This is a genomic window from Shimia sp. R9_1 (genome assembly GCF_017743775.1).
Taxonomy (GTDB): domain Bacteria; phylum Pseudomonadota; class Alphaproteobacteria; order Rhodobacterales; family Rhodobacteraceae; genus Shimia.
The window spans coordinates 1,122,014-1,147,052 of record NZ_JAGHRN010000001.1; the positions used below are offsets into that span (position 1 = coordinate 1,122,014).

26 protein-coding genes, 1 tRNA gene and 1 pseudogene are annotated in these 25,039 nt (G+C 56.6%); 9 read left to right on the forward strand and 19 right to left on the reverse strand.

What is annotated here, in order from left to right:
• Positions 1–276: 276 nt before the first annotated feature.
• The 3 genes and pseudogenes from J7399_RS05360 to J7399_RS05370 all read right to left on the reverse strand — a co-directional run.
• A complete protein-coding gene (locus J7399_RS05360) occupies positions 277–576 on the reverse strand; it encodes a hypothetical protein (protein ID WP_209084525.1) in 300 nt (99 codons plus the stop codon).
• Between the two features lie 5 nt (positions 577–581).
• The gene (locus tag J7399_RS05365; RefSeq protein WP_209084526.1) at positions 582–1,196 is read right to left on the reverse strand and encodes a hypothetical protein; all 615 of its coding nucleotides are present in this window, start codon (positions 1,194–1,196) and stop codon (positions 582–584) included.
• Positions 1,197–1,638: 442 nt separating this feature from the next.
• Positions 1,639–1,950, reverse strand: a pseudogene (locus J7399_RS05370) (transposase); the annotation flags it as partial.
• Here J7399_RS05370 and J7399_RS20925 point away from each other — a divergent pair.
• On the forward strand, positions 1,859–2,194 hold the full coding sequence (locus tag J7399_RS20925; protein ID WP_247742798.1) for a transposase: 336 nt from the start codon (positions 1,859–1,861) through the stop codon (positions 2,192–2,194). The pseudogene J7399_RS05370 and the gene J7399_RS20925 sit on opposite strands and share 92 nt — an antisense overlap.
• A 96-nt stretch (positions 2,195–2,290) precedes the next feature.
• The gene (locus J7399_RS05375) at positions 2,291–3,673 is read left to right on the forward strand and encodes a hypothetical protein (protein WP_209084528.1); all 1,383 of its coding nucleotides are present in this window, start codon (positions 2,291–2,293) and stop codon (positions 3,671–3,673) included.
• Positions 3,674–4,635: 962 nt separating this feature from the next.
• Here the strand turns inward: J7399_RS05375 and J7399_RS05380 are convergent.
• The gene (locus J7399_RS05380) at positions 4,636–5,202 is read right to left on the reverse strand and encodes a Crp/Fnr family transcriptional regulator (protein ID WP_209084529.1); all 567 of its coding nucleotides are present in this window, start codon (positions 5,200–5,202) and stop codon (positions 4,636–4,638) included.
• A gap of 75 nt (positions 5,203–5,277) precedes the next feature.
• Here J7399_RS05380 and J7399_RS05385 point away from each other — a divergent pair, with 75 nt between their 5' ends.
• Positions 5,278–5,826: a hypothetical protein gene (locus J7399_RS05385; protein WP_209084530.1), complete on the forward strand. Its 549-nt coding sequence runs from the start codon at positions 5,278–5,280 to the stop codon at positions 5,824–5,826.
• A 501-nt stretch (positions 5,827–6,327) separates the two neighbouring features.
• Here J7399_RS05385 and J7399_RS05390 read toward each other — a convergent pair.
• The 4 genes from J7399_RS05390 to J7399_RS05405 all read right to left on the reverse strand — a co-directional run bounded on the left by J7399_RS05390 (position 6,328) and on the right by J7399_RS05405 (position 10,042).
• A tRNA-Arg gene (locus J7399_RS05390) sits at positions 6,328–6,404 on the reverse strand.
• A gap of 59 nt (positions 6,405–6,463) precedes the next feature.
• Positions 6,464–7,852 (reverse strand): HAMP domain-containing sensor histidine kinase, encoded by a 1,389-nt coding sequence (locus J7399_RS05395; protein WP_209064914.1) that lies wholly within the window; start codon positions 7,850–7,852, stop codon positions 6,464–6,466.
• 16 nt (positions 7,853–7,868) lie between these two features.
• Complete coding sequence (locus J7399_RS05400; protein ID WP_209084531.1) at positions 7,869–9,287, reverse strand: FAD-dependent oxidoreductase; 1,419 nt, start codon at positions 9,285–9,287, stop codon at positions 7,869–7,871.
• The gene (locus J7399_RS05405; protein WP_209084812.1) at positions 9,287–10,042 is read right to left on the reverse strand and encodes a TVP38/TMEM64 family protein; all 756 of its coding nucleotides are present in this window, start codon (positions 10,040–10,042) and stop codon (positions 9,287–9,289) included. Before J7399_RS05405 ends, J7399_RS05400 begins: the two co-directional genes overlap by 1 nt.
• A 318-nt stretch (positions 10,043–10,360) precedes the next feature.
• Here J7399_RS05405 and rpmH point away from each other — a divergent pair, with 318 nt between their 5' ends.
• The 6 genes from rpmH (at position 10,361) to J7399_RS05435 (ending at position 13,916) form a co-directional block, all read left to right on the forward strand.
• The gene (gene rpmH / locus J7399_RS05410; RefSeq protein WP_005980833.1) at positions 10,361–10,495 is read left to right on the forward strand and encodes a 50S ribosomal protein L34; all 135 of its coding nucleotides are present in this window, start codon (positions 10,361–10,363) and stop codon (positions 10,493–10,495) included.
• A gap of 37 nt (positions 10,496–10,532) precedes the next feature.
• The gene (gene rnpA, locus J7399_RS05415; protein WP_209084533.1) at positions 10,533–10,982 is read left to right on the forward strand and encodes a ribonuclease P protein component; all 450 of its coding nucleotides are present in this window, start codon (positions 10,533–10,535) and stop codon (positions 10,980–10,982) included.
• 151 nt (positions 10,983–11,133) lie between these two features.
• Positions 11,134–11,517: an antibiotic biosynthesis monooxygenase gene (locus tag J7399_RS05420; RefSeq protein WP_209084535.1), complete on the forward strand. Its 384-nt coding sequence runs from the start codon at positions 11,134–11,136 to the stop codon at positions 11,515–11,517.
• A 203-nt stretch (positions 11,518–11,720) separates the two neighbouring features.
• Complete coding sequence (argB, locus tag J7399_RS05425; RefSeq protein WP_209084537.1) at positions 11,721–12,584, forward strand: acetylglutamate kinase; 864 nt, start codon at positions 11,721–11,723, stop codon at positions 12,582–12,584.
• 40 nt (positions 12,585–12,624) lie between these two features.
• Positions 12,625–13,404 (forward strand): ferredoxin, encoded by a 780-nt coding sequence (locus J7399_RS05430; protein WP_247742730.1) that lies wholly within the window; start codon positions 12,625–12,627, stop codon positions 13,402–13,404.
• Positions 13,401–13,916 carry a histidine phosphatase family protein gene (locus J7399_RS05435; protein ID WP_209084539.1) on the forward strand — a complete coding sequence of 172 codons (516 nt, stop codon included), beginning with the start codon at positions 13,401–13,403 and terminating at the stop codon, positions 13,914–13,916. Before J7399_RS05430 ends, J7399_RS05435 begins: the two co-directional genes overlap by 4 nt.
• Positions 13,917–13,971: 55 nt before the next feature.
• Here J7399_RS05435 and J7399_RS05440 read toward each other — a convergent pair whose 3' ends face one another.
• From J7399_RS05440 to J7399_RS05490, 11 genes are all read right to left on the reverse strand, one after another.
• A complete protein-coding gene (locus J7399_RS05440) occupies positions 13,972–14,763 on the reverse strand; it encodes an amino acid ABC transporter ATP-binding protein (protein ID WP_280637730.1) in 792 nt (263 codons plus the stop codon).
• Between the two features lie 11 nt (positions 14,764–14,774).
• Positions 14,775–16,124, reverse strand: a complete 1,350-nt coding sequence (locus J7399_RS05445) for an amino acid ABC transporter permease (RefSeq protein WP_209064900.1) — start codon at positions 16,122–16,124, stop codon at positions 14,775–14,777.
• Position 16,125: 1 nt separating this feature from the next.
• Complete coding sequence (locus J7399_RS05450; protein ID WP_209084541.1) at positions 16,126–17,394, reverse strand: ABC transporter permease subunit; 1,269 nt, start codon at positions 17,392–17,394, stop codon at positions 16,126–16,128.
• A gap of 127 nt (positions 17,395–17,521) precedes the next feature.
• Entirely contained in the window at positions 17,522–18,538 is a 1,017-nt protein-coding gene (locus tag J7399_RS05455; RefSeq protein ID WP_209064896.1) for an amino acid ABC transporter substrate-binding protein, read from the reverse strand.
• A 199-nt stretch (positions 18,539–18,737) separates the two neighbouring features.
• Positions 18,738–19,448, reverse strand: coding sequence for an ATP12 family protein (locus J7399_RS05460; RefSeq protein WP_209084543.1), 711 nt, complete (start codon positions 19,446–19,448; stop codon positions 18,738–18,740).
• Positions 19,445–20,116, reverse strand: coding sequence for an HAD-IA family hydrolase (locus J7399_RS05465; RefSeq protein ID WP_209084545.1), 672 nt, complete (start codon positions 20,114–20,116; stop codon positions 19,445–19,447). Before J7399_RS05465 ends, J7399_RS05460 begins: the two co-directional genes overlap by 4 nt.
• Positions 20,117–20,171: 55 nt before the next feature.
• Positions 20,172–20,675 carry a lactoylglutathione lyase family protein gene (locus tag J7399_RS05470; RefSeq protein ID WP_209084547.1) on the reverse strand — a complete coding sequence of 168 codons (504 nt, stop codon included), beginning with the start codon at positions 20,673–20,675 and terminating at the stop codon, positions 20,172–20,174.
• A gap of 103 nt (positions 20,676–20,778) precedes the next feature.
• Positions 20,779–21,825, reverse strand: a complete 1,047-nt coding sequence (locus J7399_RS05475; protein ID WP_209084549.1) for an RluA family pseudouridine synthase — start codon at positions 21,823–21,825, stop codon at positions 20,779–20,781.
• Positions 21,822–22,211: a fluoride efflux transporter CrcB gene (crcB, locus tag J7399_RS05480; protein ID WP_209084550.1), complete on the reverse strand. Its 390-nt coding sequence runs from the start codon at positions 22,209–22,211 to the stop codon at positions 21,822–21,824. Before crcB ends, J7399_RS05475 begins: the two co-directional genes overlap by 4 nt.
• A gap of 84 nt (positions 22,212–22,295) precedes the next feature.
• Positions 22,296–23,618, reverse strand: coding sequence for a replication-associated recombination protein A (locus J7399_RS05485; RefSeq protein WP_209084551.1), 1,323 nt, complete (start codon positions 23,616–23,618; stop codon positions 22,296–22,298).
• 17 nt (positions 23,619–23,635) lie between these two features.
• Positions 23,636–25,018, reverse strand: coding sequence for a trypsin-like peptidase domain-containing protein (locus J7399_RS05490; RefSeq protein WP_209084552.1), 1,383 nt, complete (start codon positions 25,016–25,018; stop codon positions 23,636–23,638).
• Positions 25,019–25,039 lie beyond the last annotated feature (21 nt).

Sequence of the window (25,039 nt, forward strand, 5' to 3'; positions counted from 1 at the left end):
TGTGTCTACAGTTTTCGCCAAGCCGCACTATTTTTGCCTTTTACGACTCAAAGGTTTTCCATCACGTCACAATAGACCGATAGCCGACATTACTCTCAAGTGCGGAGAAAGTCCGAAAAGAGCCCAAAGTTCAAAATGCTGCACCGTGCACCAAGGTCTTCTTTTATGAGGCAGACCAAAATCGTGACAAAATCAAAGCCGGATTGGCACTGTTCGTGGCAACTGAAATTCAAAGGCTTTCATGTATAGTTGCGATGCCGAAAAAGACCTCACATATCAGCACTCTGCATCACAAATCGGCCAGATTAAGGGTCGTTTGGAGCAGCATGGTCGCACGAAATATCCTACATTTTCTGATGCGACGCCAATGCGCTTCAAGCTTTGATAAATTCCACTAGAACGAAGCTGACTTGCACGGCGGTTGTAAGGGGATTCAAGATCAGAAGCGGTGAGGTCAAAGAATTCCCTACCCAGCTGGTCTTGGTTTTCCAAAATGTATGTGTGCCCTTCAGGTTTGTATCGCTCAACTTTCTTTATGGCTAGAGCAAATTCATTGCTTTCCGCTGTACTTGTCATCTTGATTAGTCCTCAATTCGGAAGGCTTGCCTAACGGGTTTCGATTTTCGTGCGCCATCGTCGACTGCCACTTCGATGTAGTATGAGCCCGCTGGTAAGACATTTGGCGGCTCCCAAACAACAGTTCTTAGATGCCCCTCTAGCTGCACCGTCTTTGCGCCCTGGGCCCTTGCTTCTTCGCTTGGGCGGACGCACCATTCCCAAACTAGGTCATCACCATCATCATCTGAAGCAACCGCCTTGACCTCAAGGAAGTCGGAACGCGACAAGACCGTTTTGCTGAGAGTTAAGTCGACTATGCGCGGGGGTGAGATTCTGTCTGAAATGATATTTCCAAAAATGAAAACGAACAGGCATCCTATCGCCAAAGCCGCTAGCATATTGCCCATGCCGACTGCTTTCACTGGTAAGTTTCCGTCTGAAAATGCAGACTGATAATATGCAGTGGTCAAAAATATGAATGATAAGAATGCGCTTATCCAATATGTATACATAAACCCGTCGAAGACATACGGCTTGGTGATGGAGGAAAATATCGTTGGAAAGAAAATGACCGAAAGCGAAATCACCCCTAAGACGGCACGTGAAGCCGACTTATGCTCTGCTTGCAAATCTGCCAAACAAACCTCCAAACTTTATCGATAGCTCACCCTACGAGGTATGTGGCTCAAAACTCAAGCAGTCTTGGTTTTGGAACTGCCGACCGAAGGCGCCGTTTTCGGCTCGTTTGCTCCCAGCATATCTCGACAGCCGAACTTGACAAACGAACAGCGAATGGCGTGTGTGGATGTATATGGACCCCGCCTTATTGCAACGGTCTGTTTGGTCTGGTTCAGGATCACGATTGCTGACGTATATCCGGCTTCTCCGAGCGGCCCGATCTATCGTCACCGCGAGCCCCGATGGATTTCCGCTTGCTTCCCCCTAATTGGCTCCAAAGCATCAGCTTAGCTGCGCCGATCCACACATCAGGTTCAAGAAGCAACGGTTCGTGTCGTTGTCACCATCCCATGCCAAGTTGCTGCAATATTCAGGTAGTCCCTTCGGTTTCTATGAACGCCCTCAGTCGGTGAATGCTGGTTGATACTCTATGCGACCTGACAAGACGGCCCAGACGATCCTGGCGTTCTTGTTAGCGAGGGCTACAGCGACCAAATTGGGGTGCCGCCGATCGCGCACCCGTTCGATCCACACGCTTCTCGCGTCTGTTTTGTCACCTGCCTTCCTTAGAACTGCGCAAGCACCATGGATCAACAGAGTGCGTAAGTATCGGTCCCCGCGTTTGCTGATCCCGAAGAGGCGGGATTTACCGCCGCTGGATCGCTGTTTGGGTACGAGCCCGAGCCATGCTGCAAATTGCCGTCCGTTTTTGAAGCAAATACGGTTATTGGGCAGCATCACCAAGCGTGGCAGCCGATATCTACGCGTGCTCTTCGTGCAGGCGGCACAAGTCATCATGATGCGGCCGAAGAATTGGCACAAGTTCAGCTTTGGCCCGTGGTTGGAAGCAGCCGCGACGCCCATGCAACACAACAAGCTTGGTGTTGCGTTGGCAAACAAACTGACGCCGCAGCGCAGCGGACAGAGAGGTCACTCTTTGTCTGCATGGAAATTATAGGCCGGCAATGTGGACAAACTGAAACACATCGGACCGTGTGGGGCGAGTTGACATCCAACAGGTTGATTGTTCATGATGTAGTTCATGTGGCCTTTGATGCAAGCAGCAATTTTCTTGATATCGATGTTGTTGCCCAATTTTGCAATTTCGGCGGTTTGCCCTCGCGACATCGCTGATCAACAAGCTATCGCCGTTCTCGAATCTGGAAATCAAACAATTCTAAAGGTCGAAAACGGAGTCATTTCCGGAATTGAACTCGAGGCACTTGTTTACGATCTGGTCTCACTGCAGCAACCCATTTACGGTAATCGGGGGGAAGTAACCAATGCACCAGAACACCTGCGTTCCGCAATCGTCTTAGAAAATATTTGCGTCCAGACGGCTGAAAACGAACCGGTCCGGATCCAGTTCTGGATTAACCACTCTGATGAGTGGGGTTTACTATCTAACTTTATATTCGACAACGTCTACTTCCCGAAAGACTCTTCAATTGTAATTGACCAATGTGGGAAGTTCATCGCGAGCAAACTGTACGGCGTAACAAACATCGAAACGTGCATTCATAGACAAAAGTTTTTTGATCTGGATGCTGAAGACTTAGATACGCTTTCAATTACTGGATGCGCATGGATTAGTTTCTTCAATATCAGCCACCTAGATCTGGAAAAGCTAAGAGTTTCGAACTGCACTGGTGCATATTTTGAGGCGCCAAAGGCGAATGACGTTGAATTTAAGGAATTAAACTTTGCGGAAATCGAAGGCAACCTCGGTTTCGAATTAAGATATCGACCAAGAGATGATGAAACACTCCGATCTCCAATCAGCTTTCGATTAAAAGAAAGCAGCGTTGAAGATGGCACATGTCACATTGAGACTATCCTTACTGACTTCCCGAAATGGAAAGAAAGTGATGTTTCTGGTGAATTATTTTGGGATCCTTCAGAACGATGCCTTTTGGATGTTTCCCTGGGCGGGCGGTTCTCAGATATCGCGGTCCGTGGTGGTAGATACTCTGGCTTAGAGATTTTTGCGCCTTCGGCCGATGAAATTGACTTAGCAGGTCTGATCTTTGAAGGCACCGAGGCACATCTTACCATCACAGCCAACGAGCTCCGTAACTTGGATCTAACGCGTTTAGCAGAGCATTTCGATGATCAATTTACATTTGAAGTCAAGCTCCCGCGCGAAAGAGTACGAGAAAGACTTCGGCTTCCGGAAAGCGATCTTTCGAACTTGTTTAAAAGACTCTCTCTCAACATTAGCCCTAGGTCACTTCCTTCATTGAACAGTATCGTGGGAGATGACGAAGGTCGTGTGTTGTTACTAGATAAGATTAATCAGTATTTTCAAGACAGGAACAGCAAAGGAATAACTACTAAAATGCGCCGCCGTTCTCATTGTGCAACCTCCTTTGTGCGTCGCTACAAGTTTACTCGGCCTTTGGAGGAATGGTGCGATCCATTTTCTTTGAATGATTGAACTACGTGAGTTGATATTTTTTGCGACTGAAGTGATGTTCAGATCTGGGACGGATGCGGCCTTTTCTTTGAGATTTGCAATAACCGCTGTTCTTTTCTTTACATTGTCCTATGCGACTTTTGCCGACTTCGTGCTGACCAAACCGCTCTTTAATCCATCAGGCATATTGCGGGGGTTGATACCTATTCTTCCTGATTATTCCGATGGAAACTTGATGGTTTTTGGAATAGCAAAGCTTCCATTATCATTAGTATTTTCGCTACAGATCTTTTTTAAGGTTTTCCTGCTAGGTACGTTCCCGCGGGCGAGTGGCCTAATTAATGTTCTGATTATTCTAAATTGGTTGTGTGGATTGTATTTTATCTCTGGGTGGGCTTGGGTGGTGTCCAACTGTCCACCATGGGAAGCTTTTTGCAACTGACACAAAGACTTCATTGAGGCCAATTTCAAGTCTACGGATGGGGGATTGTAGTTGCATTTGATTTTGTCCAAGTGGGTCAAGAAATACTACTTGGACTCTGCATCCCATGATGAAGTCTAAAGTCCGTTTCAGCGACGTGGACTGCAACGCAGCGGAAAGGCTGCTGCAAGTTCAAGGAAATGCTGCATGAGCAATTGCCAAACCAGCAAAAAGACGCAATGTCCCGCGACTCGATGGTCCGAGTGCGTTGCGGCGGAGACGTAATCTCGGTTCGCGCCCTTTTGCCGCCGATGGATGTCCGTTTCGCTGACACTCGCTTCAAGGCAGCGGTTAAACTGCCGCAATCGCAAAAGGATGCTGCGTCAGCGAAGCCTCAAAATCGAATGTCGGCAGAGTCCGCGTCTTACCCGTCCGACCGGCCCGCAGCGAAGGTCCGGAATTTACTGAACCGCCATTGGCCTAGCGCGCAGAGAATGTCAGCTGAGAGCCCAAAATGCCGGATGCTGCAGTACGCATAGATGTCCGCTTCTTCTTTTGCACCCTATCTAGCGCGAAGACGGCTCATTGTGACAGGCGTGACCCCCAAAAAGGACGCGATCAACGAATGCGTGAAAATGTCTTCATAGCCGGGGAAAGCTTGGCGAAACCAGTTCAGACGCTCGGCTCCGCCAAGAGCGGCGAGACACCATTCGCGCTCCGCCTTTTCACTCAATGCGTCTTGCAGAATGCCATTTGCCCAGTTTCGGATTGGTTCGGATTCAAGCATCAGATTGGTAAGCCGACCCGTATCGAGCCAATAAAGCGAGGCCTCTTTGGTGGCCTGGATGGACACAAAGGATACTCCATCCCGTGTTCGCGCGATATTAGGTGTTACAACGCAAGGACCAACGTAGAGTCCAACGCATGCTTCCTTGCCCTCTTGGTCACAAATGGTGCTGGCAAGGCTCCCATCCAAAAGAATGAACTCATCAGACTCAGGTTGTCCTTGGTCGGCGAGGCGCGCGCCTTTCTTCAAACGCTTGCTTCTCCAATGAGACGCAAAACCGTCTGCAAGGCTCAAGTCAGAAAGGTCGGGTGACTGTGCGAGAAATTTCCGTAGATCCATCATGTCATACCTTATCAAATGATAATGCGTGAGGCTTCACCGAAGGGCAACTTGGCAAGAGATCAAGGAGGTCCCAAAATGATCCACACACTTCTTTCAAGGTGCATCGGATTTGCCACCCTGGGCTGCGGGTTGATTGCGACTGTCATCTACGTGCTGATGATCACCGTCACGCTTGCCCAAATCGAAGCAATCTCGGGGCAGGTGCCGTTCGACATGCGGCCCCACGGCTACAGTCCCTCTGACGCCGCGACGCTTCTCGATGCATTGGGAGCGGATGGGCGTGAATACTATCTCAGCCGCCAGATTCCTCTGGATACGATGTATCCGGCCTTGCTCGCGCTCACACTGAGCAGCACATTCTGCTGGTTTGGGCGCCGCATGCCCAACAAGAGACTTGTCCATCTTGGCGTTGCCTTCGCGGTCGGCAGTGCGCTGTTCGACTATATGGAGAACCTGGGGATCGTTGCGATGATCCATGGTTGGCCAGATGTGACGGAATCATTGGTCTACGCCGTCAGCACAGCGACAATCGCTAAATCCGTCATCACAACACTGGCTGTGATGCTCTTGCTTGCGACAGGTGTCATCTGGGCGCGCCTGCCCAAAGCCGACGCTACTGCCTAGATGAGTAGTGCCCGCTTGGTCCCGCCTCCCGTGACTTCAATCTCTAAAATCGAATGCCCACTATGGAGCCGGGGCTTATGGCCCCGCCGCTCTTGTTTGTTGGGCCAGCGGGATTTGGACGAGCCAAACGCCCCTGGCCGTCAGGGGGAAGACGCTGCCTTCCCCCTCGGGCAATCCAATTAGACAAAACCGTGTCCTCGCGCTCTGCGCTGCGGGCCGCACCACTTTTGTCGAATAGCATTGCCTCGCCCCCAACCGCGTTCGCCACGTGGCAGATCAGCAGGAGCAGGCGGCTTCGCCGACTGTACCTGTAAATCAGCCCTGATTTTCCGAAAAGGGAAGTCAGATCAATCGAAACAGCCTGCGGGAGCAAAATGGAGATGTTGCGTCAGATTATCACGCAAGGGTCAAAGTCGTGTGAGGTTCAACATCGAGCAATGAAAACGGAAAGGTTCTGTCGCAAATGGCAGAACTATGTGTCGTCTCTCAACAGCTGGAAAATGGCGCTCTGGGGAGGATTCGAACCCCCGACCCCTTGATTCGTAGTCAAGTACTCTATCCAGCTGAGCTACCAGAGCGCGGTGTGGGGGAGTTAGAACCTTGCGCGCGGGAGCGCAAGAGCAAAAAGCCAAAAAAGTCAGCTCGCCCCCAAATCTCCTTTCGGAAGGGTGATGCCAAAGGTGGTTCCGGTGTCACCCGTGGCCGCCAATTGCAGCTGTCCGCCATGCCCGCGGATCAGCTCAGCTGAAATTGCCAGCCCAAGCCCGGTGCCGCCTTTGCGAATCCCGCCCTGAAACGGCGTGAACAGATGCTCCTGCGCTTTGGCGGGCAGGCCCGGCCCGGTGTCGCGCACCGAAATCATCCAGGCCTCATCGGTTTCCCAAGCCGAGATCGCGATCTCCCCGGGCTGGCCACTGGCCACAATCGCCTGACGGGCGTTGCGCACGAGGTTGGAAATCACGCGAAAGAGCTGTTCGGGATCCGCGCGCATCATCAGCCCCGCGGGAATGTCCTCGGCAAAGCTCAGATCAAACTCGCCCACCGCAAGCCGCTCGCTGGCAATCACATCGGCCACCAGCTCGCTGGGGGAAAACCGGGTCAGCGTCGGCGCGGGTTCTTCCGCCTTGCCAAAGGCCAGCGTGCTTTCACACAGGTGCACCGCGCGGGTGATGGAGTTCACCAGCTTGGGGGCCATCCGCGCCACCAGCGGGTCTTCGCTGCTTTCAATCCGGTCGGTGAAGAGCTGGGCGGAGGTCAGGATATTGCGCAAATCGTGGCTCACCTTGGCCACCGCACCGCCCAGCTGGGCCAGACGCTCTTTCTGGCGCAGGGCAGAGGTCAGCTCGGTCTGCAGCGTGTGCAGCGCTTCTTCGGCTTCGCGCAGCTCGGTGACGCCGGATTTGGGCGTGATCACGCTGCGCGCATCTTCCGGCGCTGCGGCATAGGTCTGCATATAGCGGACCACGCCTTCGATCGGGCGCACCAGAATCGCACGCACCGCAAGGAAGAGCAGAAACGCGGTCATGATCGAGATCACCGCCGAAAGCGCCAGAACCCGCAGCCCGTAGTCAATCATCGAGGCGCGCAGATCCTGCGTGCCCATGGTGACCTCAATCAGCAGCCCTGCATCCTGCACCGGCGCGCCGATCACGCGGATCACCCGCTCGCTGCGGTCCAGAAGCTGCATCATCGCGTCTTTGATCAGCACCCCGGCCGAGGCACCGCGCATGTCATAGGTGTCGTTGATCGGCTCAGGGATAGGAGAGCTGAGAATCAGCTGCCGCATCTCATCGCGCCGCAGCACCACGTTGTAGACGCCCGCGTTTTTGAGCAGCTCGTCTTCCAGATCCATATCGATCATGTCATCCGCCAGAAGCGCGAGCGAGGCAATCTGTGCCCGCTCCAGACGCAGCAGCAGGTAATCCTCGCGATACCGCGCAACCGAAGGGACAAAGATCAAGACCTCGGCCAGCATCACAAAGATGACCGTGAGGATCAGGAACCGACCTGAAAGCGAATTGAGCATGCGCGTCCGCCCTTTGTTATGGCAGCCAGCGTTGAACGAAGCCGACCACCCGTTTGACCTTAGGATTATCAAACAGTTGCGGAGAGAAATAGGCCCCTGCGACACGCTTGTTGATTTCTCCCACCGTTGGATAGGGCGCAACCATGCCCGCAACGGCGCTCATCTTGAGCTTATTGGCAATCACCAGCGCCCATAGGTTGATAAGCTCGCCCGCCTGCGGGCCAGCAATCGACACCCCCACGGGGCGGCCTTTCACGACCATCGCTTTGATCAGCCCCTTGGCCTTGCGTTCCGCAATCAGCCGGTCGTTGTGGTCGATCTCAAACCGAGCCACGGTCAGCTTGTCGCCATAAATCTTGCGCGCCTCCGCTTCGGTGGGGCCGATCTGCGCCAGTTCCGGGTCGGTGTAGGTCGCATAAGGGATGTGATCCGTGCGCGCCTTGGCAGGCAGCCCAAACAGGGCGGAGCGAATGATGACACCGGCATGATAGCCCGCCACATGGGTGAACTGCGCACCACCCGCCACATCGCCGATCGCATAGACCTTGCGGTTGGTGGTTTTCATACTGTCGTCCACCTTGATGCCGGTCTTGGTGGTCTCAATCCCCGCCGCCGCGAGGTTCAGCTTGTCGACATTGGCCTTGCGCCCCACGGCCACCAACAGATGTGAGCCGGTAAAGCTGCGCCCATCCTGGGTTTCCACGGTGATGGCCCCCGCCTGCCCGCTGATCTGCTTGGCCATGGCGTCTTCGGCAATCTCAAGCCCTTCGCTGCGCAGGTTATCCAAGACAATCGCCGCCATTTCCGGATCATCCCGGCCCAGTGCCTTGGCGCCCTCAATCACGGTCACTTTGATGCCCAGCCGCTGATGCGCCTGCGCCATCTCCATGCCAATGGGACCCCCACCAATGATCAGCAGATGCTCCGGCGTTTCAGTCAGGTCAAACAGCGTCTCATTGGTCAGGTAAGGCACAGAATCCAGCCCCGGGATCGGCGGCACCAGCGGGCTGGATCCGGTGGCAATCACGACGCGGCGCGCGGTGATGCGGTGATCTCCGGCCTCAACCACCTTCGGGCTGACAAAGCGGCCATATTCACGGATCACCCGCACCCCAAAGCCTTCAAAACGTTCTTGGCTGTCCACCGGCGCAATCTGGGCAATCACGTCCTTCACATGGGCCTTGGCCGCGGCGTAATCCACCTGTGGCACCTGATCGGCCACGCCATAGATGCTGCTGTGCGCCTGCCCGTGAGCCGCCTTACCGCTGGCAATCAGCGCCTTGCTGGGAACACAGCCAAAGTTCAGGCAGTCCCCGCCCATTTCGTGCCCCTCAAGCAGGGTCACATCCGCGCCCATCTGCGCCGCCCCGGCTGCCACAGACAGCCCTCCAGAGCCGGCGCCAATGACCAGCACATCCGTCTTGATGTCTTGCATTATACTGTCTCCCGGCCCCGAATACGCTTGATCACCGCAGGCAGCAACGACAGTGCCGCCAGACCCAGCATCGGCAAGAGCACATGCGGCTCAAAGATGATGCCAAGGTTCGGTGTCTCACCGCGGGCAAAGACCTCGCCAAGGCCCGCCCCCACCGAGGTATAGACCAGACCACCGGGGATGATGCCAACGAAAGTGGAGACGACGTAACGCCACAGCGGCACCCCCACCAGCGCAGGGATCAGATTTGCCACAAAGAAAGGCACCACCGGCACCAGACGGATCAGAAACAGCATGGTCCACTGATTCTCATCAATCCCATCTTTCAGGGCTTTGATCCGCCCCTCAGAGCTGTCCATCTTGGCCGACAGGCGCTCCCCAAGGCCAAACTTGGCCGCCAGAAACACAACCGTCGCCCCCATGGTCGCCGCGCCCACGTTGAACAGCACGCCCGGAAAAGTGCCAAACAGAAAGCCGCCGGTGAGCGTGGCAATCGTTGCGCCAGGCAGGGAGAAGCCCGCGATGATCACGTAAAGGATCATGAACACGGCCACAGCTACCCAGTAGTGCTGATCCCGGTAGGCAATCAGCGTCTCGCGATTGTCGCGCAGGGTTTCAAAGCTCAGGTAGTCCCCCAATGCATAAGCGCCGCCCACTGCGACACAGAGGATCACCGCCAAAGGCACCAGCCGTGCCCACTTTGATTTTGCCTCAGCGCGTTCGGTCTGGCCCGCGCCATCCGTTAGATCTGCCATCTTTTGGTCGTTACCCTTGGTCACAGTCTGTCTCTTTTCCTCAAAATGAGACAGTCCCCTTCTAAACAACAGAGGGTTCACGGCGGGTTGATCACAGTCGCACGGTTTCGTGATGAAATCCGCCCCTTTCCGCAGTTCTGAAACATTCTGTGCGCATATCGGCCTTCGGGGCTTGTGTTTTTGTAGCAAATCCGCGATCAGGCGTTTGACTTATCTCGCAGGCCCGTCTAAAGACCGGGCTTCGAATAGACAGGCTCCGCGAATCTATCGCTTGATCGACTTGCCGGCGCCTCCACACTTTGTAACGGAGACGGAGCGATGAAACGCACCTACCAACCTTCGAACCTGGTTCGTAAACGCCGCCACGGCTTCCGTGCGCGCATGGCCACCAAAGCTGGCCGCAAAATCCTGAACGCACGCCGCGCACGCGGTCGCAAGTCGCTGAGCGCATAAGCTCACCGACACCGTTTATACGGATCGTTCAAACAAAATGACACCGCCGGAGACCCCCACGGAAGGCCCTGCCAACCACGGGACGACGTCTCCGGCGGTTTCTCTTTGCGCGCAGGAAGCCCTGCTGGTTCTAAAAAACCGCAGCGAGTTTCTCGCCGCCGCCCGCGCCCGCAAACAGGGCACCAAGGCGATGATGATTCAGGCCCGCAAGCGCCGCGAGTCGGAAGACGCTGATCCAGCGGTGATCCGCGTCGGCTACACCTGCTCCAAAAAAGTCGGCAATGCAGTTGCCCGCAACCGCGCCAAGCGCCGGATGCGCGAAGTCGCCCGCGCGGTGCTGCCTACCTTTGGCAAACCCGGCTGGGATTACGTGCTGATCGGCCGCAAAGACGAGACCGCCGCGCGTGATATGCTGGCGCTACAGGCCGATCTCAAATGGGCGCTGCGCAAGCTGCACGCACCAGCCAAGCCGCGCCCGCAGACATAAGCCCCCTGCCCTCCATGGCCCACAGTGTCGCAGGACACATCAGGTAAGCGCCTGACAGAGACCTGTCACACAGTCTGTCTGAGATCGTTAAAACACGTACGACTTTGACGCAGTTCAGCATCAAAAAGCCTTTCCCTTTGGGGGATCGTTAATGTTTCAGATGCACCTTCCGCTGGCTCAGAACCACATGCCAACGAAACGATCCGTCGCCACGATGTCTGTCACAATTCTTCTCACCTTTGTTGTCACAACCGACGACACCTCCCACTTCCGCGAGACCATTTCTGTGCTGGCCAATCAGGTGCAACGCATGCCCGGCGCGCTGCGCTATGCGGTGTTTCAGGGCAAAGACGATCCGAATTATTTTCACGTGCATCAGGTCTGGGCCAACCGGGAATGCTATCAGGCCTATATCAACAGCGAAGAGGCCGACCGCGCGTTTGTCACGCTGCGCGGCATTGTTTCAGAGCTGCTGGTCAAAGAGCTGATTCCCGTCGCCAACAGCGACAGCACACCGGTGCTGGTTGCCGGCTGATCCCCGCATTTGTCGGCACGTTAAGCTTTGCCCCCTTCCGAAACGGGCACCTCCGCAATACAGCCGCGATACAGACGCAATACCGACGCGCCAAATCGGGTTAATTTTGCACTTTCTAGCCAATTCGGAACCCAACTCGTCCATTGCGCCTTGGCACCCTTGCTCATAGCCGTTAACAGGCTGTTTCAAAGAGGTCAGCGAAGATGAAGACACGAGATATGAACCGCGATTGGATCGCCACCGCCCGCACACTCTCCCAGGCTCTGCCTTACCTCCAGCGCTATGCTGGGGCGACGGTTGTGATCAAGCTCGGCGGTCACGCCATGGGCTCTGATGAGGCCATGGATGACTTTGCCCGCGACGTGGTTCTGATGCGTCAGGTCGGCATCAATCCGGTGGTCGTGCACGGCGGCGGCCCGATGATCAATGCGATGTTGGAACGGCTTGAAATCAAATCGGAATTTGTGAACGGCAAACGGGTCACAGATGCCGCCACCGTCGAGGTGGTGGAGATGGTGCTCTCCGGTGTGGTGAACAAACGCATCGTCTCTGCGATCAACCGTCAGGGCGGCAAGGCCGTGGGTCTTTCCGGTAAGGACGCCAACCTGATGATCTGCGATCAGACCAACGCGGATCTCGGCTTTGTTGGCACCCCGGCAGAGATGAACCCCGCGATTTTGCACGAACTTTTTGCCAATGACACCATCCCGGTGATTGCACCCTTGGGCGGTGGCCGTGATGGCGAGACCTTCAACGTGAACGGCGACACCGCCGCTGGCGCCATCGCCGGCGCACTGGCTGCGGACCGCCTCCTGCTGCTCACCGATGTGGCAGGCGTCAAGAACGGCGAAGGCGAGGTTCTGACCGAGCTGAAAGCCCAACAAATTCGAGACCTTATCGCTGAAGGCGTGATCGCGGGCGGCATGATTCCCAAGACCGAAACAGCGCTGGCCGCCATTGATCTTGGCGTGCGCGCTGCGGTCATTCTTGATGGCCGCGCCCCCAACGCCTGCCTTCTGGAGCTGTTCACCGAACATGGTGCAGGCTCCATTATCCGCGCGGATTAAACCCGATTGGGGCGCAAATGACCGCGCCCCATTTCTCCGCTTGAGCCAACCAGACAGCCTGTGCATTCTGATCGGGAGCGAACGCCCTGCGCAAAGCCGCGCAACGGCCGCGAACCTGTGGTATTGTCATGCACAAGCTGAACATCTCTCGCACCAATCCCGCCGCCACATGAGCTACCGCGCGATTGAAAAAGCCGCACAAAAGGCTGGCCTGCTCACAATGGGCGCAGCGCATGTCCAAAATCTGACGGGCGCAGCCAGTGATCCGGCAACTGTTGTGCTCTTGGGCACCGGCGCGGCGTTCTGGCCCATCTTCTCTGCCTCTCGCGAAGGTCAGGATGGCATGCCCCACCCCGTCGACCGATGGTCCAAGCGCATCGTCGGCACACTCGCGGATCAGTTTGATGCCGCAACCGCCTATCCGTCAGACGGGCCGCCCTACCCGCCCTTCATTTCATGGGCCTTGAAGACAAACCGGTTTTTCCTCAGCCCTGTGGGCATGATGGTGCATGACACGGTTGGCTTGATGATCTCCATTCGAGGCGCGCTGCTCTTTGACACAGAGCTTGTGATCCCCAGCGCCGATCTTGCCTCCCCCTGCACGGCTTGCGCCGCTCCCTGCACCACCGCCTGCCCTGTGGGTGCGCTCTCCGCTGAGGCCTCCTACGACGTCACTGCCTGCCACGGTTACCTCGACACACCAGAGGGCCAGAGCTGTATGTCACAAGGCTGCCACGCCCGCCGCGCCTGCCCGTTCTCCGCCGGAGCCTCTCGCACAGACGCCCAATCGGCCCTTCATATGAAAGCGTTCCACCCATGAGCCGCACCCTGATCCTGATGCGCCACGCCAAATCGAGCTGGGATGACTTCAATCAGCCCGATCACGCACGCCCCCTCAACAAGCGCGGGCGCGCCTCAGCCCACGCTCTGGGCAAATGGTTGGCCCTTCAGGCCCTGCTGCCTCAGGAAGTCCTCTGCTCCAGCTCAGAGCGCACCCGCGAAACGCTGGATCGCCTCACGCTGCCGAACAGCCCGAAAGTCAGCTATCTGGATGCGCTCTATCACGCGCCCGCTGACACCATGCTGCACAGCCTTCGCGCCGCCAGTCAGCCCACGGTGCTTATGATCGGCCACAATCCGGGCATCGCCTATTTTGCCGATCAGCTTGCGGCAAAAGATCCGGACCATCCCCGCTTCCATGACTATCCCACAGCGGCGACAACGATCTTTCATTTTGATCTAAACGGCTGGAAAGACGTGCAATACGGGACCGGGGATGTGGTCGACTTCGTCATTCCCCGCGAGTTGATGGCCCGCGATTCAGACCTCTAGGCATAGAAAAAGGCGGGGATGACCCCGCCTTTCCAATCTGTCGTTTGCGCAGAAATCAGTGACCGAGAATCTGGCTCAGGAACAGTTTGGTCCGTTCGCTCTTCGGGTTGTTGAAGAACTCTTCCGGCTCGTTCTGCTCCACGATCTGACCCTGGTCCATGAAGATCACGCGGTTCGCCACCTGACGGGCAAAGCCCATCTCGTGGGTCACACACAGCATGGTCATGCCTTCTTCCGCGAGCTCGATCATGGTGTCGAGCACCTCTTTGATCATCTCAGGGTCAAGGGCTGAGGTCGGTTCGTCAAACAGCATGATGCGTGGCTTCATGCAGAGCGAGCGGGCAATCGCAACACGCTGCTGCTGACCACCGGACAGCTGGCCCGGATACTTCAGTGCCTGATCCGGAATCTTCACCTTCTCAAGGAAGTGCATCGCGATCTCTTCGGCTTCTTTCTTGGGTGTCTTGCGAACCCAGATTGGCGCCAGCGTGCAGTTCTCCAGAATGGTCAGATGCGGGAACAGGTTGAAGTGCTGAAAGCACATGCCAACTTCCGAGCGGATTTTGTCGATGTTTTTCAGATCGTTGGTCAGCTCGATTCCATCCACGACGATGTCGCCAGACTGGTGCTCTTCCAGACGGTTGATACAGCGGATCAGGGTCGATTTACCGGAGCCCGAAGGCCCCGCAATCACGATCCGCTCACCTTCGTTGACGGTCAGGTTGATGTCCCGCAACACGTGGAAACTGCCGTACCACTTGTTCATGTTGGAGATTTGAATCGCAACCTGATCACTCACATGCATCTTGGAGCGGTCGATCGCGCGGTCGGTCATAAGTTCAGACATGGGTGAACTCCTTATTTGTGCCCAGTATGAAGCTTACGCTCCAGATACATGGAATAGCGGGACATGCCGAAGCAGAAGATGAAGAACAGGAATGCAATGAAAGCAAAGAGCTCCCAATAGATACCGTTCCACGCAGAGTCGGCACGAATGGCGTTGGACAGCCCCAAAGGATCAAGCAGGCCGATGATCGACACCAGCGTGGTATCTTTGAAGATGCCAATGAAGGTGCTCACGATACCTGGGATCGAGATCTTCAGTGCCTGCGGCATGATGATCAGTCGCTGCGCCTGCCAATAGTTCAGCCCCAAAGAGTCAGCCCCTTCGTACTGACCTTTCGGCAATGCCGCAAGGCCACCACGGATCACCTCAGCCATATAGGCTGCGGCAAACAGGGTCACCATGATCAGCACCCGTAGGATGATGTCAAACTCCGTGCCCGGCGGCAGGAAGATGTTGAGCAACACAGAGGCCACGAACAGCAGAGTGATCAGCGGAACGCCACGGATGAACTCGATAAAGCCGACGCAAAGCGCCTTCAGGATCATCAGATCCGACTGCCGCCCCAGCGCTAGGAAGATACCAATTGGCAACGAGGCACCAATTGCCACAACACCGATCAGGATCGACAGCATGAAGCCACCAAACTTACGGCTTTCCACTTCCGGGATGGAAATCGAAATCACAGATTCCAGACCTGCCGCAACACTGCCAGCCAGGAACAGCCACCAGATCACCGGCACGGCAATCGCCGCGATGATCGCCACCAATTCCCCTGCAATAGGTGCGAGGATACGGTAAGCCAGATAGCCAATACCGAAACCGGCTGCGGCCATCAGAGGACCCCAAATCGATCCACCCCACATCAGCCAAGGCATCAGGAAGGGGTACGCTGCTGTCACGATCAACAGCTGGCGTGGAACTTTGGTGAACAGCACAGGCGCAATAGCCAGAAGCAACAGCACAAACGCAAGGTTTGGACGGAAGTATGCTGGCAGTGCTCCCTCTGTGGCGCCAAACACCACATCCGGTGTCGCCGGATAAGGTGGGTAGAAACCATACAGAAGCTGGAGCCAGCGGTCATTGATCACCGCCCAGCAGGCATGCCCGTGGGTCGACGCCCAGGTGGCTTCCATGATCTCACGGCATTCGGTCAGCGAGGAAGCATTCCAAACGGATTGGAATACCCACGGCAGTAGCCCGGACAGCACGTAGTAGATGAACGCCAGAGACAGCAGTGTCAGGGCGCTGTTGACGACACCGTCAAAAAGATTCGCGCGCGCCCATCCAATGACCCCAACAGAGTTTGCTGGAGGCTCCTTTTCCGGGAGCATTTCGGTGCGGACAAAAGACATGTCACTCATTTTATCTCTCCACCAATTTCACGCGGTTGTTGTACCAGTTCATCACGGCGGAAATGCTTAGCGAGATGATGAGGTAACAGGCCATCAGCATCAGAACACATTCCAGCTCGCGGCCGGTCTGGTTCATAGTGATGCCACCCAGCGTGCCGGTGATGTCCATGTAACCCACCGCAATCGCCAGAGAAGAGTTCTTGGTGAGGTTCAGGTAGTTGGAAATCATTGGCGGAATGATCACACGCAGGGCTTGCGGCAGGATCACAAGACGCATCGTCTTACCGGGGCGCAGACCCAACGCGTTGGCTGCCTCGGTCTGACCATGGCTGATCGCCATGATACCACCACGTACGATCTCGGCGATAAAGGCTGCGGTATAAAGGCTTAGCGCCAGCCACAGAGCAATCAGAGAATTGCGAAGGTGGGTGCCGCCCTGGAAGTTGAAGCCCTTCAGCGCAGGATAGCCAAGGTGAAACCCAAGCGCATAAAGCACGACAATGAGCGGGACGAAGAAGATGGCGAGGTTTTTCCAAAGCGTATTTGGACGGTCACCAGTGGATTCCTGAATACGCTTGGCCTGCGCATTCACAGTCCGAATGCCAAAGATAGAGGCCACAACGACCGACAAGATCAGCATCAAATCCAGCGAGATGTCAAAGCGCATCGAGGAGGTGCCAAACAGATGGATGTTGCCAAGCGAATTGGAGAACAGCGGCTCCGGCACATAAACGCCCCGGTTTGTCACAGCAACGGTGTCAAACAGGTTCATTGTGGCGGAGGGATTCTCGCCGCGGAAAGCGCGTGGTGCAGGCAGGCTCTCAATCAGGATGGCCATCGCCAGAACGATCCAAAGCAGAACCGGCACGTTGCGGAACATCTCCACATAGACGGTCATGATTTTGGCAACGATCCAGTTTTTGGAGAGGCGCAGAACCCCAACAAAAACACCGATAATCGTGGCTGTGATACAGCCAAGCAGCGCCACCAATAGCGTGTTCAGCAGGCCCAGAAAAGACGCGCGCAAATGCGTGTCGCGGCTGGAGTATTCCAGCAGGCGTTGGTTGATGTCGTAGCTGGCTGGTTCCATGAGGAAACCGAACTCGGGCTGTTTGCCCAGGGTGTTCAGGTTTACCATGGTGTTGTTGATCAGCCATGCTGCCAAAAGCATGAAGCCAATCATTGCGACAGCCTGGATCGTCAAAGAGCGATACCGGGTGTCGTAGATCAACATCGACAGCCGGAACGACTCCTTGGGAGGGTCGGTCAAAGTGGTCATATGGGATCTTCCCGTTCCTCGGCCGATTATAAGGTGGCGTCGCTATGCGCCGTGGCCGATTATTGTTGTGGTTCACATAATGTGAGGAGGGCGCGGAATTCCTCCCGCGCCCCCTGTGTTCGGTATCTTACCGGAATGGCGGGGAGTAGATCAGGCCGCCATCGGTCCACTGAGCGTTCAGGCCGCGGGCCAGACCGATCGGAGTGGCTTCACCGATGTTGGATTCAAACAGCTCGCCGTAGTTGCCGCCCGCCATGATGGCGTTCTTGGCCCACGCAGCGTCCAGACCCAGCATCTCGCCGAGAGTACCTTCGGTACCCAGTAGACGGTTCACTTCAGGGTTGTTGGTGCCTGCCGCCATCTCTGCGATGTTTGCGGAGGTCACGCCGAGCTCTTCTGCAGTGATCAGAGCGTTCAGGGACCAGCGAACCACGTCACCCCAGTTGTCGTCGCCGTGACGAACCAGCGGGCCGAGAGGCTCTTTGGAAATGATTTCTGGCAGCAGAACGTGCGCAGATGGATCTTCAAAAGTTGCACGAGTCGCCGCGAGGCCGGACGCGTCGGTGGTGTACACGTCACATGCGCCAGCCAGATACTGCTGCTGTGCTTCTGCGTTGGTTTCGATTGGAACCGGCTCGTAGCTGATGTTGTTGGAACGGAAGAAGTCCGCCAGGTTCAGCTCGGTGGTGGTGCCGGTTTGGATACAAACGGTTGCGCCGTCCAGTTCCTTCGCGGAGGACACGCCCAGCTCTTTCGGAACCATGAAGCCCTGACCGTCATAGTAGTTCACGCCTACGAAGGTGAACTTCAGGTCGACGTCGCGGCTGAAAGTCCAGGTGGTGTTACGCGCCAGCATGTCGATCTCGCCGGACGCCAGAGCGGTGAAACGGGTTTTACCGGTGGTTGGCACGAATTCAACCGCGGTCGGGTCGCCCAGAACAGCACCAGCAACCGCACGGCATACGCCTACGTCAAAGCCCTTCCACTCACCGTTTGCATCTGGTGCAGCAAAGCCAACCAGACCAGTGGTAACGCCACAGTTCAGCTTGCCGCGCGCTTTCACATCGTCAAGCGTGCCAGCAGCTGCAGCACCGGCCGCCAGGCCAGCGACAGTCAGCGCACCAAAAACTACGGATTTTTTCATTTTTACCTCTTCCTGTTTACCCACCCTTTCACAGGTGGTTTTGGCCACTCCCGGCCTAGAATGATGTGTTGAGACAACACCCCCCTCACATCTGGGGTTAGTGTGGTCGCATTCATCGCCAAACGTCAAGAGGTCCATCACGCATTACAATCAATGCTTGCGTGAATGTTAATTCCGCCCTGTTTGCCGGGGTTTCTGACTAGGAATTACTCAGTTTGAAGAAGCGGTAAGCATTTTCAAATGCTTGAAATTTCTTCTCTGCTTCCAGGGCTGCGTCTTCATCGCGGCCCCATTGTTCTTCCTGCCAGATTTCATCGATTCTGGAGAGTTTCCAAAGCGCTTCGATTTCCTGCAGATCGCGGGTTGCGGCGAATCCGATAATCAGTGAACCAGAGATACCAACCAGATCGTGGAAAGCAGCCAGTTCAAAGTTGTCAAAGCGGTGGACCTCTTGGGACAGAGCGGCAAGCGCTGCCGGATCCTGCGCTTCAAACATGACCCCTGCCACAGGCTTCAGGCGTGCTCCGAAAATCTCTGCCGCCCAATCAAGCAGCGGGTCCCACGCCTCTGCCTGCCGAGCGATCAATGCCTCAGGCGACGTGGCCCGGTAGCACAAAAGGTCACTGCCGCCATATTCTGCCAACATATCAGCGACTTCCGCATGCTGGATGGCCACTTTGTCAATCGCTGCATTGGCCGAACGTGTCACCGGCATGGCGTTAGGATCAATCTCGCCGTCTTGCGCGTCCCATTCGGCAGCCATCGCCTGTGCCATCGCCTCCGTTGGCACCACCAAAGCCGCTTTCGCAGGCGTTTTGACGGCGCGCCCGTCCAGAAACACCCCGAAGCCGCCCTCGACTGCCGCAACAGTTGTTTCTTTCCAAAACCGCTTTTTTGCCCATCCGCTCATGACTGAAGCTCCCAAACCTGTTCCAAGGCGCCATCCAAGGCGCCAAAATCCTCGATCAGCTGACTTGCTGCGCTAAGCCGGGTCACATCGTGGTAACCCCAACGCGCGCCAAGACCTGTCACACCCGCTGCAGCGGCCATATCCATGTCAAAACTGGTGTCGCCAATCATCACCGTTTCCGCGGCTGCCACACCTGTTTCCAGCATCGCCGTCTCGATCATAGTAGGATGTGGTTTTGACGGATGATCATCGGCAACCTGCGTCGTTACGAAATATCCTTCCAAACCATGGCCAGCGATGAGCTTGTCGAGACCTCGACGGGACTTTCCGGTGGCCACCCCCAGCAGAACATCATCGCGGGCGCGTAGTCGTGTCAGAGCCTCATAAGCACCGGGATAAAAAGGCGATGACTGCGCCGCTCCCTGGCTGGCCCGCAGCTGCATATAAGCCGCCTTATAGCCATCAACCAGCCGAACACGCTGCGCAAGCGCGCACTCCGGCACCAGCTTAAACACCGCAACATCCAATGACAGCCCAACGATGCCCAGTATGGCCTCCCGTGCCGGTGCTTGCAGCCCCTCCTCCGCAAAGGCTTGGCACATCGAAGCCACTATGAGCCCCTGGCTGTCCACCAGCGTCCCATCCACGTCAAAAATCACAAGTTTCAAGCGCTCTGAGCCTCCTGTCTTGGTGCCTTTGCTTCACCACGGACCATGCAGAAGGTCAAGCATCCTCCGCATAGGCACCGGAGGAATAGGTCAGCTCGTAAGAGTGGCTGTAGAGCTCAACCAGATTGCCAAACGGATCCTCGCAATAGACCATGCGGTAAGGCTTCTGGTCGGGATAATAGTACCGCACCTGCTGCATACGCTGCTTGCCGCCAAGCGCCTCGATCCGCTTCACCCGCTCTTCCAAATCGCTGTCCTGCAGGCAGAAGTGAAATATCCCTGGTTTCCAATAGTCAAAAGGCGGGGGCGTATCGTCGGTCTTGGGGAATTCAAACAGCTCGATGCCGACGCCATCCCCGGTCGACAAATGCGCGATACGAAAACGGCCCCAACCGGGGCCGAACACATCATCACACATCTCACCGATCGCGCTACTGTCCTGCAGCACCTCGCTGGGCGGCATCAGCAGATAGAGATCAAAGGCCTTGGTGTAAAACTCAACGGCGCGGTCAAGATCGGGCACGGTGATGCCGATATGGGAAAACGAAACAGCCGGCATGGGCCTCTCCTTTCAAATAGATGCGTATCAAAAACGTCATGGAATGCCTCACGCATGCCATGTCAGCTGATACGCACCATATCAAAGAGAGGATGAAACCGCCTTAGCGCAGGCTTTCAAACGGGTCATCCGCGGCAAGGTCCTCAGACCAGCCAAAGGTGTCCCATGTGTGGGCCATATGCTCCGGCAACTCAGCCGTGACGGTGAGCTGCTTGCGGGTCACAGGATGCTCAAACGTCATGCTGCGCGCGTGCAGATGAAGTTTGTTAGAGATGATCCCGCCAAGCTTTGCGCCCCAGCCATCGCCGAGATTTTCCTGACCGGAGCCGCCATATTTTCCATCGCCAACAATAGGATGGCCGATCTCCGCCATATGGGCACGCAGCTGGTGTGTGCGCCCGGTGATGGGCTCCATCGCCACCCAAGCGGCACGGCCTGCCACGCGATACAAAGTGGCGTATTGGGTGATTGCGCGTTTGGCACCCGGGGTGCGTTCCACTTCGCGCGGGTGCACGGCGATCATTTTCTCACCTTCGCCACGTGCGCCATGACCACCGGCTTTGACCAAACCATATTTGATTTCACCGAGATACGGCGTTGGCACCCCCGCGACGACCGCCCAGTAGATTTTGCGCGTCTGTTTGTGCCGCATTGCCTCTGTCAGAGCCTGCGCCACTTGGCGGGTGCGCGCCAACAGCAAGACGCCGGAGGTGTCTTTGTCCAGACGATGCACCAGCCGTGGTTTTTCCTCAAAGCCGAACTTCAGCGCCTCTGACAGGCCATCCACATGGCGGGTCTGCTTGCTGCCGCCCTGTGTTGGCAGCCCTGGCGGTTTGTTCAGCGCGATGATCTGATCATCACGGTAAATGACGCAGTTCTGGATCAGTTTCTCGTCAGCCGGCGACACGCGCGTTTTCGCAGGTGCTGCAGGTTTCTCCCCCGGAGCTGGCAGCGGCGGCACGCGCACGGACTGCCCCTCTTCCAGACGGGTATTGGCCTTCACACGCCCGCCATCAACGCGGATCTCACCTTTGCGGCACATCTTTTCGATCTGCCCCTGCCCAACATGGGAAAACTTGCGCTTGAACCAGCGGTCCAGCCGTTGATCCCCTTCGCCCGCTTCCACGGTCACAGTCTGCACCCGGCTCATGCCAAAAGCCCTCTCGTCAAAATCATACCCAGCATCAGCGCGCCCACCGCGCCGATCACCGAAACCGCCACATAGATTGCGGCCGCGCCATAGTCCCCGCGCTCCACCAGCGTCACGGTCTCAAGCGAGAACGCCGAAAACGTGGTGAAACCGCCCAGCAACCCCGTCATCACCAGAGGCGAATAATGCGTCAGGCCACGCTGTGCCGCCACCACGACAAAAGCACCCATCAAAAAGGAGCCAATGACGTTTACCGTGATAATCGCCAGCGGAAAGCCATTCCAGAACCCCTGCCCGACCAAGCGCACAACGCCCAGCCCGACCAGATAGCGCAGGGTGGCACCAATCGCGCCACCGACAGCCACATATGTGAGGTTCAAAATCATCCGGCGTCTCTCCGCCCTTCCACGCCCAATGTCAAGAAAACAAGCCTTTTTCCCGCGTGAAATATCCCGCGCTCAAATGGCGCTTCAGGTGCCTCGCTGGCTGCGCAGCTTCGCAAAATAGTCGAGACGCCTTTTTAACTCGCGTTCATAGCCGCGCTCCACCGGCGTATATAGCACCGGCCGCTTCAGCCCTTCCGGGAAATAGTTCTGCCCGGAGAAGCCATCCTCGGCATCATGATCATACTGGTAACCCGCTCCATAACCCTGATCGGCCATCAGCGATGTGGGCGCGTTTAAAATGTGCTTGGGTGGCGGCTCAGAGCCCGTCTGTTTTGCTAAGGCCCGCGCTGCTTTGTAGGCCGCATACCCCGCGTTGGTTTTGGGCGCGAGGGCCAGATAGATCACGGCCTGCGCCAGCGCCAGCTCCCCCTCGGGGCTGCCCAAACGCTCATAAGTCTCCCAGGCACTTAAACAGACACCCTGCGCCTGCGGGTCCGCCAACGCAATGTCTTCGCACGCCATGCGTGTGATGCGCCGGGCGAGAAACCGAGGATCTTCGCCCCCCTCCAGCATCCGCGCAAACCAATAGAGCGCGGCATCAGGATCAGACCCCCGCACCGATTTATGCAGCGCGGATATGAGGTTGTAATGCTCGTCACCGGACTTGTCGTATTTTGCAGCGCGCCGCATCAGCCGCGTCGCCAAAGCCTCACTGTCCAGCTTACCATTCACGGTCCAAGCTGCCACCTGCTCAACCAGATTGAGAAGCGCGCGACCGTCGCCATCGGCCATCTCAAGCAGCGCTTCACGTGCCAGCCCGTCCAGAGGCAGTGCTTTGCCGAGCTCTTGTTCCGCCCTTTGTGCCAGCCGCTCCAGTTCCGCGAGACTCAGACGCTCCAGTACCAGCACCTGCGAACGGCTCAAAAGCGCGGCGTTGAGCTCAAAAGACGGGTTTTCCGTGGTCGCGCCGACCAGCAGGATTGTGCCGTCTTCCATATGCGGCAAAAAACCGTCCTGCTGGGCTTTGTTGAAGCGATGGATCTCATCAACAAACAGCAGCGTGCCCTGCCCGTTTTGGCGACGGATCTTGGCGGCCTCAAAGACTTTGCGCAGCTCCGGAACACCCGTGAATATTGCGCTGATCTGCACAAAATGCAGGTCCGTCTCATCCGCAAGAAGCCGCGCAATCGTGGTCTTTCCAACGCCGGGAGGCCCCCAGAACACCAGCGATGACAAAGAGCCAGAGGACAACATCACGCCCAATGGCGCCTCTGCCCCCAAAACCTGCGCCTGCCCGATCACCTCAGAGAGCGCTTGCGGACGCAACCGGTCCGCCAAAGGCCGGGGCGCGTCAGCAACAGGTGCGGCGGGAATATCCGCCGCTGGAGTGTCAAAAAGATCGGCCATCAGATGCCCTTGCGCCTTTAGAGTCGGAACCGCATCACCAACCGCTGGGTGCCGCGTTGAACTTCCAGCGTAAGCCTGTTGCGCACAGCGCGCAAAGCCTTGTCGGCATCTGAGGTGGTGAGAATGTCTTTGCCGTCAATCACCCGCAACACATCACCCGGACGCAAACCCAAACGTGCACCAATTTCGCCGGGGTTCTCGACGATCACCCCTTCTGCGCTCAACGGCAGACCAAAGCTACTTAGAACCGCTGGGTTGATATTGGAAATCACCAGATCCGGGATCGCAGCCCGACGCCCTGTGGTCAGTTGATCGCGCGGTGGGGTTTCCGGGGCGATTGCCATTTTGACCTTGCGGGTCTGCTCAGCCCCTTCCCGAACCATCAAAACATCAACTTCACTGCCCAATCCAGCGACCGACATGCGGAAGATCATTTCAGCAGGCGTGTTCACAGGCTGGCCGTCCAGTTCCAAAATCACGTCTCCCGGCTCGAACTCGGCCTCCAGAAACGGGCTGACGGCGTGCAAATCGGTGATCACGATACCGCCGGCGCGGTCCAGACCAAGCCCTTCGGCCATATCCGCGTCAACAGGTTGGCCAAACATGCCCGCCCAGGGGCGCTGAAAGCTTTCAAAACCTTCACGAGCCTGATCCACAAACTGCGCAACTAGGCGCGCGGGAATTGCAAAGCCAATGCCATTGGAACCGCCAGAACGTGTCAGAATGGAGGTGTTGATGCCAATCAGGTCGCCATTCACATCAATCAACGCGCCCCCGGAGTTGCCCGGGTTGATGGCCGCATCGGTCTGAATGAAATATCCGCGCGCATTTCCGGTTGCCACGCCAGAGCGCGCAAGGCCCGACACAATCCCGCTGGTCACGGTCTGCCCGACACCAAAGGGGTTGCCAATCGCCATGACAAGCTCGCCGACATCCACGCTGTCGCTGTCTCTAAGGCGCAGGAACGGCAGGCCTTCAGCGTCGTTCAACTTCAGGATCGCAAGGTCACTCTCCTCATCCGCAAGCAACACCTCTGCCGTGTATTCGCTGCGGTCATTGAGTTGCACGCGAATATCCGTGGACATGCCGACCACATGATAGTTGGACACCACGATGCCGTCTTCCGAGAGGATCACACCAGAGCCAAGCGAGTTCTCCACGCGTGGCTGGGGGCTGCTGAAGTTGCGGAAAAACTGATCAAAAAACGGGTCACCCGAAAACGGGCTTTGCCGTGCCTGCACGACCCGCTTGGCAAAAATGTTCACGACGGCCGGTGCCGCCTGTTTCACCAAAGGTGCAAATCCGAAGGCGATGTCACTCTGCGTTCGCGGAATTTTCGTTTCGGCGACTGCGGTGGTTGAGAGACCAACTGCAAGCGCGATCAAAGCAGCGCGGATCATGCGTCTTCCTTTGTTTGTAAT